Source organism: Blautia sp. LMAG:89 (assembly GCF_008679485.1).
GTDB lineage: Bacteria > Bacillota > Clostridia > Lachnospirales > Lachnospiraceae > Blautia_A > Blautia_A fusiformis.
Genome location: NZ_NANC01000003.1, coordinates 287,620 through 300,641, shown reverse-complemented (window position 1 = coordinate 300,641; position 13,022 = coordinate 287,620). Strand labels below are relative to the sequence as shown.

Below are 13,022 nucleotides of genomic sequence, written 5' to 3'. Positions count from 1 at the left end.
ACGCAGACAAAGAAATTACCGTCTTCTTTGTCTGCATGAATGACCGGATCGTATATAACTCACCAGAAATCCATCTGTAACATGATCAGATATCTTTATAATACGATGGTGATATCACGTCATACTCCCTGCAGGAGCATCCGTTCTCATAGCTGTCACAGCAGTCACAGTTGGAACAATACATATGCGCATCATTAATATAAAATAAACCGCCGTACTGCATGGAAGTGCGCTGATTCTTGGATTTCTTCTTGCTGTTGTCGTAGTAGGCTCCGTTGGGGATCATCATATTCTCCGGGGAAAAGCTGCTGAAATCAAAGAAATGGGATTCCGTACCATGATGTGGTACCTTGATACACCAGTAATGCTCATGAAGCGGAATCCTCCCATCATAGTTTTCTGCGATCATCCTCATGTACTGTGGCTGTACATCTCCGGTAAACAGAAGATTCAGCTCTCCGTCGCCGGTATTCTGAAATGCCAGACTGATCTTGTGGCGGAACTGACGCAGAAAATGCCCCTGTTTTTCCGCACTTTCCAGAAGTGCCTGAAATTCTTCGGTTGCCTGTAATTCACGGAATTTCTTTTCCAGCTTTTCCGGTTTAAGGCGACGTGCTCTCTCTTTTTCGGCTTCTTCCGGAACCTCTGCTGTATCCTCATCTGCTGCGCCTGTATCTTCCATTATAAGCTCCAGCTTCTCCTGCGTATATCCTTCGTTTTCCCCACCAGGCTCTGTCTGTCCTGTCAAAGAGCGCTCGGATTCCTCTGTATCCTCTTCCACCAAAGATGCCTCAGACAGTGGAGCAGATTTCTGCTCTGCTTCCGGCATCTCCTCTGTCATGGACAGGAACAGCTGACGTACCTCCTCCGCAATGTTCACAAGCTCGGTCATTGCGTTTTCATGATTCTCGATCAGGGAATTAAATACGTCCTCCGTTTCCCGGCTGACTTCCCTGAGATCCGGCCAGAGCGCTGTATATTTTCCTTCAAACTCTGAGCCTCTGGATAAAAGGTCGATCTTTACCCTTTTGGCGCAAAGAGCTTCTGCAAGGGCAAAAAGGCTGACACGTCTTCCGGGAAGACTGGCCTTTTTTGTCACATCCGCAAGGAGCAGAAGCGCCAGTGTGTATTTCATTTCCGGACCGGAAAATACATCCGGAAGATAGATCTTTTCAAATTCGTAGGCATCTCTTCGGTAACGCATCATATAAAGCAATCCGGAAACATGGTCCGGATGAAAATGTGTCAGAAGCAGATTTTTTTTGCGGATAGTGGTAAGGTCTGAGATGATCACATCAAAGACCTCTCTCCGTGGCCGCCCTTCGATCTTGCTGTTGGCTGCCCCGAAATCCACAAGCAGGCTGCTTTTTCTGTCACGGATACAGAAACAGTCTCCGAACCCCACATTGTACATTCGTATTCTCATTTATTTTTCCTCTGGTTTCTTATTCAGCTGACCTTTGTTTTTGCAGCTGACTCTTCTTTTTTCTTCTGTTACTGTCTTCATTTCTCAGAACCAGATCTGCATATCATACCAGGTTGCCCCGCCATGACAGGAATCTGCCACACCCAGCTTCTTCAGTCCGTGGCTCTCATAGAATGGGATCATATGCTCCTTGCAGGTAAGGATCAGAGCTTTTTTTCCACGCTCTTTCGCAAGCTCCTTGAAATATTCCACAAGCTCTCCTGCGATCCCCTGATGACGGTATTCCGGGATCACATTCAGTCCGAATACCGTCTGGATCTCCCCGTCCTTTCTGTGAAGAGTGATATCATGATAAAATTCATCCGGGAGTACTGGTTTATCTGTGGTTCCTCCGTTGATAAAGCCTACGATCTGCTCATCCTTTACTGCTACAACGAAATTCTCCGGGAATGCTCCCATACGCTTCACAACTTCCTCATGACTTGCTGCCTCCGCAGGTGGAAAACAGATTGCCTCGATCTCTGCCAGACGATCCACCTCACCGGGATCTGCCAGTCTGATCTGTAAATTTTCTGCCATTTTTCGTGGTCTCCTCTATATTTATTCCGTTTTCATCCGGTTTCGATTCTTTTTTAATTATATCGGGTGAGGGAAAATGCGTCAACGTGTAACCTGCAAAAAAGCCCTCAGTCTTCACACTACTGAGGGCTTCGCTCTTTTGTTTTTGTCTGTCATTATCACAGCACCGACCTGATCAGCTGCTCCGTATACTCTGTCTTCGGATGCTCAATGATCTCTTCCGGTGTCCCTTCCTCTTCCACATGTCCGTCATGCATCACGATCACCCGGTCGCAGAACAGCTGGACAAGGGCCAGGTCATGGCAGATAAAAAGAAAGGACAGCTGGTTTTCTTTTTTTAACTTCTGAAGCAGCTCCATGATCTGTTTCTGCACAGTCACATCCAGGGCGCTGGTTGCTTCATCACAGATCAGCACTCTGGGTTCCACAGCCAGGGCTCTGGCAATAGCCGCTCTCTGGCACTCCCCTCCGCTGACCTGATGGGGATACCGATCTGCATATTCCGGAGTCAGTCCGCAGGTAAGCAGAAGCTTTTCCACACGGTTCCTGGTTTCCTTCTTACTTATCCCCATATTCCGGAGACTTTCCCCGATTCCGTCCCCAAGAGTGCATCTGGGGTCAAAAGATTCTGCCGGTGTCTGAAAAACCATCTGAAGTTCCCGGTAAGTTTCCCGGAGAGCTTTTCCCTTCACATGTGTGATATCTTTTCCCATGAAAAAAATCTTTCCATCTGTAATATCCGTCAGATGGGTGATCATTTTTGCCACTGTACTTTTTCCGGAACCGGATTCCCCTACGATTCCAAGAACTTCTCCTGCGTTCAGAAAAAAGCTCACATCTTCCACAGCTGTGAAGGATTTTTTCCCGGATAAAAATGTCTTTTTCAGATTCTGCACTTCCAGGATTTTTTCTGCCATCATCTGCCTCCATTTCCGGTGCCTGTACGTTTCAGGCGAAGTACCGAACTCATAAGTTCTTTTGTATAAGAATCTTTCGGGGCTGTCAGGATCTGAGCTGTTTTTCCGTATTCTTTCACTTCTCCGTTTTTCAGGACCAGAACCTGGTCTGCCATTTTTTCTACTACACCAATATTGTGTGTGACAACGATCATGGCAGTTCCATACTCCTGACGCATCAGCAACATTTCCTCAACTACCTGTTTCTGCACTGTTACATCCAAAGCACTGGTAGGCTCATCTGCCAGAAGAAGCGACGGATTCTGCAGCATGGAAATACAGATTCCCACTCGCTGATTCATACCGCCGGACAATTCAAATGGGTAACTTTGCAAAACACGTTCCCCATCCTTGAGGCCAATCTTAGCCATCATCCGGACGGCGCGCTCCGCACACTCTTTACGACTGATCCTTTCATGCTCCCGCATACTCTCATAAATCTGATCGCCCACGGTGCGGATGGGACAAAGGGCTGCTCCTGAATCCTGAAAGACCATGGCGATCTCAGGACCCAGAAGTCTGCGTAATTCTTTTTCCGGCATATCCACCACATTTTTTCCTTTGTACCAGATATCTCCTTCTGTCACCATGCCTTCATTTCCCAAAAGTCCCATGATTGCCTTGATGATGGTACTTTTTCCGCTTCCGGATTCGCCTACCACCCCCAGGATTTCCCCTTTATTCAGTTCCAGATCCACATCATGTACAACCGGTTCTCCGTTGTAGCAGATCGTCACATGCTCAAGCTTCAACAATGATTCCATCTTATTTCACTTCCAGATCTGCCGTGATCTCGTAATAATCACATGGGTGAGCAGTCAGCCCTGATACATTTGACTTTGACACAAGTCCCATATTCAGATGAGAAACAAAGAAATACGCATCATCATCCAGAATGGTCTGCTGTGCTTCCACAGCAAGCTTGCCTCTCTCATCTGTATCAAAGGTCTCATGCAGCTTCGCTACGATATCATCAAGATCCGAATTGCTGTATTTGCCATAATTTTTGGCAGCATCAGATACAACTGTACTTGTGAAGAAATATTCCGGATCACCGGTAGGTGCAGTTGTAAGCGAGCTTACATATACATCAAATTCTCCATTCTTTGCATACGTCGCATGGTCTGCTGTATTGTTGACATCGACCTCAATTCCGATGTCCTTTAAAGTGGACTGTGCATATTCTGCAAGCTTAGGCTGTTCCAGACGGGTTGGATAGGTCAGCCATGTGATGGACAGCTTCTTTCCGTCCTTATCTGCATAGCCATCTCCATCCGTATCTGTCCATCCGGATTCTTCCAGAAGCTTTTTCGCCTCTTCCGGATCATAGGACGGTACTTTCACCGCATCGTTTCCATAGGAAAAGCTGCTTGGGAAAGCTCCCACTGCCGGAACACCTCGTCCCTCCATGATCACACTGCAGAAGCCGTCCTTATCAATTCCCATCTCAATGGCTTTTCTCACATTCTGATCCTGCATCAGTTCAGACTTCATATTAAACTGTCCGAAGAAACATCGGCTTGTTGCTACAGAGCTGATCTGATAATCCGGACTTCCGTCAAAAAGCGCATAGTTATCATACTGAAGTCCATAGGTTCCCTGTATATCGCCTGTCTGTAATGCTGCTGTCAGGGCACTTCCGTCTGAGAAGGATTTTACGATAACGTTGTCTACCTTTACATCTCCGCCCCAGTAATCCTCATTTTTTACCAGCTTAATCTCTGTTGGAGATACCTCTGTTGCAACATAAGGGCCTGTTCCTGCCACATTTGCAGAGCCGCCCTCTCCCTGTACGCCATAATCCATATCAATGATAGCACCATATGGATCACCGAGATAATTGATCAGTGCCGGACATGGTTCGGAAGTATGGATCGTTACTGTCATTCCATCTGCTTCGATCTTATCGATCTTCATATCGTAAGGTGCACGGTCATGGTTTGCGATCAGATCCTCCAGGCATTCCTTTACCGCTTCTCCGTCCATGGTTCTTCCGCTGGAAAATTTCACACCGTCACGAAGGGTGATCTTTACTGTATTATCGTCTGTAAATTCATAGTCTGTAGCAAGCCATGGCTCTACCTCCATGTTGTCATTGTACTTAAACAGTGTTTCTCCTACGCCATAACGAAGACAGCTCCATCCGGAATAATTGTCGTGAGGGTTTAATCCTGCATCTCCCATTTCTTCACTATATCCGGTAGTTCCGTAAACAAAGGTAGTTCCTTCACTCTTTTCTTTGCTTTTTGCTGCTGCCGAAACTCCTGTCATGCTCATGACCATTGCCGCTGCAAGCACTGCTGCCAGAATCTTTTTCTTCATAATCTCCGCTCTCACTTTCTGTGTTATGCTTATTTATAAGTGCCTGTTATCCTCTTCTCCTGTTTCGTTCCTTCGGATCCATATAATCCCGGATCGTATCTCCCAAAAGATTAAAGATCATTACTGTAATAAAAATCGCCATTCCCGGCGCAAGTACCATCCACGGTGAAATCTGCAGCATACTTCTTCCATCGTTGATCATACTTCCCCATTCTGCCATTGGAGGCTTTACCCCAAGCCCGAGAAAGGAAAGTCCTGCCAGCTCCATCATCATGGTTCCGATATCAAGAACTGACGTAACAAGGATGGGGCCTGCGATATTGGGAAGGATATGTTTAAGCAGAAGCTTTCCTGTACTGCTTCCGGAAAGCTTCGCCGCCATAAGATATGCAGAGTCCTTCTGAGTCAGAGTAAGCCCTCTGGCAAGTCTCGCAAACTTCGGCCAGCTGATCACTGCCAGGGCAATGATCGCATTCTGGATACCGCCTCCCAGAACACCTGCTACTGCCAGGGCAAATACCAGTCCCGGAAAAGCCAGGAACAGATCGGAGATACGCATCAGAACGGTATCGGCTTTGCCGCCCTTCCAGCCACAGAAAATACCAATAGCCGTTCCCACCACAGTAATCACCGCAACCAGGAGCAGCGTTGCATAAATACTGGTCGTACTTCCTATGATCACACGGGAAAGCATATCTCTTCCATAACGGTCTGTCCCGAGCAGATGCTCCGGTCCCGGCGGTTTCTGGGCAAGTGCCAGATCCTGGACATAAGGATCATAAGGGCAGAGATATTTTGCAAATGCCGCTACAAACAGAAGCAATGCTGTGAGCACAAGAAAAAAGACAAGCTTTGCTTTTGTATGATTTTTCCGGATCTTCTGCTTCCGGACTGTGATATTATTTTTTCCACTCATGCTCTGTCACCTCCAAGTCGTACTCTCGGATCCAGATAGTGGTAAATAATATCTGTCACCAGATTTACCAGAACATAAATAACCGCCATCCATGCCACATAAGCCTGGATGATCGGATAGTCACGCATGGTGATCGCATCTACCGCCAGTTTTCCGACACCATCCCACATAAAGATATTTTCCACAATGGCAGTTCCTCCCAGAAGATTACCGATGGACAGAGCCAGCAGTGTGATGATCGTCAGCATGGAAGCCTTCATTACACTCTTCCAGATGATCACACGACTGCGGATCCCTCTTGCCCGGGCTCCGGTCACATAATCCTTATTCAGTTCTTCCAGAACCGTGGCACGCACCTGTCTGGTATATTTTGCAGCCATGGAGATCGCCAGTGTCAGTGTCGGCAGAATAATACTCTGTCCGAGATCTGTATTTGTGACTACCGGTAAAACGCCCAGCCTGATGGACAGAAAATACATCAGGACCATGGCAGCAAAAAAATTCGGCATGGAATTGCCGATAAAGCTTAAAAATCTTATCAGATAATCTACCCATTTGTTGTGCTTTACTGCTGACAGGATTCCCAACGGGATCGCAAGAACAATTGTAAGAAGGATCGATGACAGAGTCAGCATCATCGTTGCCGGAAGCTTTGAAATAAAGGTTTCATAGACATCTCTGTGAGACACATAGCTCTCTCCCATATCTCCGGTTACCATTCCCGCAAACCAGGCAGCATATTGTACAAGGAATGGTTTATCAAGGCCATATTCTGCCTTCGCATTATCAATGACCTCCTGAGATACTGCAGAGCCTGCATTTTCATACATATAAGTTACTGCATCTCCGCCGGCAAGCCGCATCATGGCAAAAGAAAGAAATGTGATCCCGATCAGGACCGGGATCAGCTGCAGCAACCGTTTTATTATATATTTTCCCATATTTTCCTCTCCGCACTTTGTTTCTCAGTATTTCGAATAACAAAAGTTTAACAACACGGCTGTTCTGCCACAACCCCGGCGGGGGGATTTTACATATTCCATTTTGTCATGCATATGTATTCCATCATGTTCTTATATTCTCACACAGTGACATGCGGATAATTCTTTCCAGCCCTCTCCAAGAGACTGCGGCTCTTCATACTCGATCAGCCTTCGTTTTCTCTCTTCCAGCGGATCCGGGATATGGATCGCAGAAAGCAGGGACTGTGTATAAGGATGCTGCGGATTTTCAAAAAGCTCTTTTGTAGGTGCCATTTCTACCAGCTTTCCGTTTTTCATCACGCCTGTTGTATCACTTAAAAAACGTACCATGGACAGATCATGGGCAATAAAAAGAAAAGAAAATCTTTTTTCCTGCTGAAGCTTTTTAAAAAGCATGACGATCTGTGCCTGGATAGAAATGTCCAACGATGCGATCGGTTCATCTGCAATGATAAGACGCGGTTCCATGAGAAGGCTTCTTCCTATGGCAACTCTCTGTCTCTGTCCGCCGGAAAGCTCTCCCGGCTTTTTCGAAAGAATGCTTTCATCCAGTCCTGTCTCCTTCAGGATTTCCCGAAGCCTGTTCTCCAGAATTTCTCTGTCACGGATCCTGCGGCTGATCTTTACAGGCTCCAGCATGATCTGCCGTATGCTCATTCGGGGATTCAGTGCAGCGCCCGAATCCTGAAAGATCATCTGGATCTCAGTCTGCATTTTCTTCCGCATTCCGAAAGGATCCTTTTTATCCGGCACTCTTTCTCCCTGATAAAAGATCTCCCCGCCTGTAGGCCGGTAGATTCCTGCAAGCGTTCTGGCTGTCGTGGATTTTCCGCAGCCGGTCTCACCCACCAGTGCCATGATCTCACCTTCCCGGATACGGAAGGAAACATCATCCACTGCATGGATCGTATAATCGGAACGGATACGGAAATGCTGCTTTAAATTTCTGGCTTCGATCAGTACAGGCGCCTGTTTCTGTTCTGTTTTCTGTAAAAATAGCACTTCCTTTTTATCCGGTTTCTGTTTATGGCCGCTGTTTTCCTGTAATCTTTCCTTCAAAATGGAGGGCTTTTCTATTTTCGGAGCTCTTTCATCCAGAAGCCATGTGGCTGCATAATGCGTATCACTGACCTTAAACATCGGAGGAGTCTGTTCATAATCGATTGCTAGTGCCTGGGAATTCCGAACGGCAAACGCATCTCCCGGCGGAGGATTCAAAAGAGAGGGCGGCATTCCGGGGATCGGATTCAGCTCCCCTTTTTCACCTGCAAATACAGGCAGAGAAGACAGAAGTCCCCAGGTATAAGGATGCCGGGGATCATAATAAACATCTTCCGCTGTCCCGATCTCAATGATCTTTCCTGCATACATAACTGCAACTCTGTCTGCGATCCTTGCAACAGCTCCCAGATCATGAGATATGAACACAATACTGATCCCTGTTTTTTCTCTCAGCTCAAGAAGCAGATCCAGAATCCTTGCTTCCACGGTTGCATCCAATGCTGTAGTCGCCTCATCGGCAAATAATATTTCCGGATCACAGGCCAGTGCAATAGCCAGCACACAACGCTGACGCATTCCTCCGGAAAAAAAATGAGGCTGCAGGCCATAGCGCTGTTCTGCATCCGGAATCCCTACCAGCTTCAGCATTTCCACAGCTCTTTTTTTCGCCTCATCCCTGGATACTTTCTGATTTTTAATAATAGCCTCTGTGATCTGTTTGCCAACCGGGATCGTCGGATTCAGCGTCAGCATAGGGTCCTGGAACACCATGCTTACCTTGCTTCCGCACAGCTTTTCCATTTTTTTTCTTTTATAGGCTGTGATATTCTCTCCGCAGAGACTGATCTCTCCGCTTTTTACATGTGCATTCGGTGGCAGAAGCTTCATCACGCTACGGCACATAACGGTTTTTCCACATCCGGACTCACCTACGATACAAAGTATCTCTCCTTTTTTTACCGTGAGATCAACATTCCGGACGGCCTGTACCTCGCCGTCCGGTGTGTCAAAGCTTACCGAATAGTTTTTTAATTCCAAAACGGTTTCCTGCATGATCTTTTCCTTATTTTGTAATGGTCCAGTCTTCAATATTCCACATAACACCTACGGAATGATGTCCCAGAACACGTGTGGTATCCAGTCCGTCAAGTCCGGAAACGCCTACATAATCTCCCTGAAGATAAGCAACCAGAAGGATTCCAGGTGCCTTGGCATATGCCTTTTCGAATTCACTATATGCTTCTTTTCTGGCTTCCTCAGTCTCACCGTGACGGCCTTCCTCAAGATATTTATCCACATCTGCATTGGAATAATGCATGTTGTTTCCACTTGCGTCGGTTACAAAGTTTACATATGCCATATCCGGGTCAAACTGTGTTGCATAGCCGGCAAGAAATCCATTGTATCCTGCATCCCAGTCAAATTTGGTAACAAGCTTTACTTCCATTTCCACACCAGCCTGCTTCAGCATATCAGACATGACATTGGCAATATCCACACGCTCTTCTTCGTAATCACGTACCTGGATGGTAAAGTGGAATTTCTGTCCGTTTCTCTCATAGATCCCATCATCACCTTTTTTCCATCCCAGCTCTTCCATCTTCTTTGCAAAGGTATCCAGATCATAGGAGTAGATATTGGCTTCCTTATCTGTTCCGAGAGGGTTTCTCTGGATCGGGCTGTATGCCGGCTCTCCCTGTCCTGCAAGAACACCTGCAATAATGGAATCCTTATCCAGCGCATAATTCAGAACGCCGATGGAATCTCCGTTTTCCTTCCAGAAATCTGTGCTCATATCCATGGCCGCTCCACGGTAATCTGCTGTGGTGAACTCCCAGTAATTATATCCGTCCTTATCCTTGAACTGAGAAGCATAGTTGGAATTCAGCCATGCAAGATCCGCCTCACCGGACTGGAGCATGGTTGCCTTTGTAGTCTCATCCGATACTGTACGATATACAACGGTTTCAATATTTGGAACCTTTCCGTAATAATCTTCATTTCGTTTCAGTGTGATCATTCCGCCGGTAGCATCCCAGTCTTCAAATTTATAACGGCCTGTTCCCACCGGATTCTGGTTAAAGGATGTAGTATTCATGTCCTCCCCTTCCAGAAGATGCTCTGGAAGGATTCCCATGGTAAAGTAATCCAGCATGGCAGCATCATACTGATCCAGTGTAAAGATCACAGTCTGATCATCCGGTGCCTCAATACTTGTAATGTCCTGATAGTTGCTGGTGATGCTGGCTCCCAGGGTTTCATCCTCTGTAAGCTCCTTATAGGTGTATACAACATCCTCTGCATTGAAATCTTCTCCATCATGCCACTTAACACCATCTCGAAGTTTAAAAGTATAGGTATTGGTATCCTTGTCAAAGGTATAACTCTCTGCAAGATCCTCTACCGGCTTTCCATTGGCATCATATTTCATCAGTCCTGAAAAAATAAGATCCGGAAGTTCATCATGGTTATTCAGAAGGGGATTAATTGTACTTTCTGACTCACCTGCATATACCAGAGTTTTGTTTTCTTCTGCCGCAGCTACGGTTACCGCACTGCCTGCAGCTGCTCCTGTACATGCTGCGGTCACTACTGCCAGTGTTATCGCCGCATATTTTCTGCCATAGTTGATTTCTGTTCTCTTTTTCATTCTGTTTTCCTCATCTTTCCTTATTTTCAAACCGGTTATCTACACTTCGGAATGCTTCATCACGGTTTGTATTCAAATATTTTTGACTGCATCAGAGATTGCTGTAATGGTTATTTACCTCACTTCTCACAAAGCTTCCCATACTGGTAATGCACATTAAAGTAATGACCAGAAAAACTCCGGGGATCACGATCACCCACCAGGTATTCATGATCAGTGCTTTATTTGCCAGTGAGAGCATACTTCCCCAGGAGACTACATCTGCCGGAAGCCCGAGGCCAAGGAAGCTTAAAGTAGATTCCATGGTAATACAGCTGCTTACCGAAGAAATTACTACAAACATGATCGCCGAAACAAAATTCGGTATCAGATGGTGATACATCACATATCCAAAACTTCCTCCGCAAAGTCTTGCATACATCACATAATCACTGTTCCTTATCTGCCGCACTTCACTTCTTACAATACGGGCCAGTGCAAACCATCCGGTAATACCGATGATCACAGATATGCTGATCACATCATCGGCCTGAAGGACTGCTGACAGGATCAGGATCAGCAGAAGCGTCGGAATACTTCCGCACATTTCCGTAAACCGCATCAGAACCGAGTCCACCTTTGGCCCTGCTGTTCCGCTGATGCATCCGTAGGTAACACCGATCACAGTAATGATCGCAGCTCCCAGAAGCCCGATCACCAGAGAAACCCTTCCGCCATACCAGATCAGTGAATAAATATCTCTTCCAAGCGAATCCGTTCCAAAGATAAATTCCTTTCCCGGCGGTGTATTCAGATTCTGGAGATAAAAACCTGAGGGATCATGATTTGCCACAACATTTGCAAATACACAGCCCAAAACGATCAGAAAAAGCAGGAACGCAGAAAATACCGGTTTCCCCTTCAGCTTTTCCTGAAATGTTTTTTTCCGTTTTTCAGATTCATACTGTTTCCACCCGGCACCAACTACCTGAAAAAGCTCAGCTTCTGAAAGCTTCCGGTCAGCTACCATACCCTCACCTCCGAATCCTTCATTCTTGGATCGATCTCTTCATTGACAGTCTGTGCAACAAAGCTGCTTAAAAATACGATAAATCCCGTGATCAGCACATCGATCATCAGCAGGTTATAATCATGATATTTTGCAGATTCCACTGCAAGATTTCCAATTCCCGCATAATTGAAAACAGCTTCCACAGTTACAGTCCCACCGGTTACATGGGGTACCGAAACTGCCATGATACTCACGATCGTCGGCATTACATTTCGAAGACAATGCTTCCACAGGATCTTTCTTTTGGAAAGTCCCTTGGATCTGGCAAGAAGTACATAATCCTTCCGCACCTCATCCAGGAATTTGTTACGTATCATATATGCGTAATACCAGAGATGGCTGAAGATCATTACTACCAGCGGAAGGATCATATGCTTCATACGATTGCCGATACTATCTGCCATTCCCACATCATAGGCACCGCTGCTTGGGAACCATCCAAGATTTACACTGAAGATCAGGATCAGTACCACACCAAGCCAGAAAGCCGGCACATAATAGGCTGCTGTTCCGATCTTGCAGATCAGCCGGTCGATCCACTGATCCTCATGGAGCGTACAGAATATGGCGATCAGAACTGCCAGTAGAAAGATCACAATATAAGCAATTCCTCCCAGCACCAGAGTATTTCCGATCAGCGGTCTGATCACATTCATAACCGGCTGCCTGTATTTCAGCGACAATCCGAAATCACCATGGACTACGTTGGTAAACCACCTTACATACTGTACCCCGATCCCCTGATCCAGTCCCAGTCTCGTTCTGGCCGCAGCCACTTCCTCACTGGTCATCATTTCCAGGGAATCTCCGTAAAAGGACTGCAGGGGATCTCCCGGTGCCAGTCTCGCCAGCCAAAACACCACCACAGACAGCAGAAACATAACCACAGCAAGCAGAAGGATCCGTTTCAGGATCCGGATGACGAGTTTATTTTCTTTGTTCATAATTTTCCTTTCCCACTGCCCTTTACAGTTCAGACAGACATTCGCATTCCGTTCTGCTGCATGCTCATGAACACAAATAGTGGAGCGATTTGTGTTCATATTTCAAAAGCAGTTATGGCATCCAAAACCATAACTGCTTTTGAAAGGGTCGTGTTATTATTCGACAAAACATTTGTATGCACAAATAGGAGTG

11 protein-coding genes are annotated in these 13,022 nt (G+C 46.3%); all 11 read right to left on the bottom strand.

The window, feature by feature from the left end; translation table 11 throughout:
* Window positions 1–85: 85 nt before the first annotated feature.
* The 11 genes from CCC70_RS01605 to CCC70_RS01555 all read right to left on the bottom strand — a co-directional run bounded on the left by CCC70_RS01605 (window position 86) and on the right by CCC70_RS01555 (window position 12,829).
* Complete coding sequence (locus CCC70_RS01605; RefSeq protein ID WP_278603397.1) at window positions 86–1,426, bottom strand: MBL fold metallo-hydrolase; 1,341 nt, start codon at window positions 1,424–1,426, stop codon at window positions 86–88.
* An 84-nt stretch (window positions 1,427–1,510) separates the two neighbouring features.
* Entirely contained in the window at window positions 1,511–2,005 is a 495-nt protein-coding gene (locus CCC70_RS01600) for a GNAT family N-acetyltransferase (RefSeq protein ID WP_278603398.1), read from the bottom strand.
* Between the two features lie 158 nt (window positions 2,006–2,163).
* Window positions 2,164–2,922, bottom strand: coding sequence for an ABC transporter ATP-binding protein (locus tag CCC70_RS01595; RefSeq protein WP_278603399.1), 759 nt, complete (start codon window positions 2,920–2,922; stop codon window positions 2,164–2,166).
* Complete coding sequence (locus CCC70_RS01590) at window positions 2,922–3,725, bottom strand: ABC transporter ATP-binding protein (RefSeq protein ID WP_270391249.1); 804 nt, start codon at window positions 3,723–3,725, stop codon at window positions 2,922–2,924. Before CCC70_RS01590 ends, CCC70_RS01595 begins: the two co-directional genes overlap by 1 nt.
* A 1-nt stretch (window position 3,726) precedes the next feature.
* Window positions 3,727–5,283, bottom strand: a complete 1,557-nt coding sequence (locus tag CCC70_RS01585; RefSeq protein ID WP_278603400.1) for an ABC transporter substrate-binding protein — start codon at window positions 5,281–5,283, stop codon at window positions 3,727–3,729.
* Window positions 5,284–5,329: 46 nt separating this feature from the next.
* Window positions 5,330–6,199 (bottom strand): nickel transporter permease, encoded by an 870-nt coding sequence (gene nikC / locus CCC70_RS01580; protein ID WP_173739367.1) that lies wholly within the window; start codon window positions 6,197–6,199, stop codon window positions 5,330–5,332.
* On the bottom strand, window positions 6,196–7,140 hold the full coding sequence (gene nikB, locus CCC70_RS01575; RefSeq protein WP_021977177.1) for a nickel ABC transporter permease: 945 nt from the start codon (window positions 7,138–7,140) through the stop codon (window positions 6,196–6,198). Before nikB ends, nikC begins: the two co-directional genes overlap by 4 nt.
* 132 nt (window positions 7,141–7,272) lie before the next feature.
* Complete coding sequence (locus tag CCC70_RS01570; RefSeq protein ID WP_278603401.1) at window positions 7,273–9,222, bottom strand: dipeptide ABC transporter ATP-binding protein; 1,950 nt, start codon at window positions 9,220–9,222, stop codon at window positions 7,273–7,275.
* Between the two features lie 25 nt (window positions 9,223–9,247).
* Window positions 9,248–10,834 carry an ABC transporter substrate-binding protein gene (locus CCC70_RS01565; RefSeq protein ID WP_278603402.1) on the bottom strand — a complete coding sequence of 529 codons (1,587 nt, stop codon included), beginning with the start codon at window positions 10,832–10,834 and terminating at the stop codon, window positions 9,248–9,250.
* Between the two features lie 91 nt (window positions 10,835–10,925).
* The gene (locus CCC70_RS01560) at window positions 10,926–11,843 is read right to left on the bottom strand and encodes an ABC transporter permease (protein WP_278603403.1); all 918 of its coding nucleotides are present in this window, start codon (window positions 11,841–11,843) and stop codon (window positions 10,926–10,928) included.
* Window positions 11,837–12,829, bottom strand: coding sequence for an ABC transporter permease (locus tag CCC70_RS01555; protein ID WP_278603404.1), 993 nt, complete (start codon window positions 12,827–12,829; stop codon window positions 11,837–11,839). Before CCC70_RS01555 ends, CCC70_RS01560 begins: the two co-directional genes overlap by 7 nt.
* Window positions 12,830–13,022 lie beyond the last annotated feature (193 nt).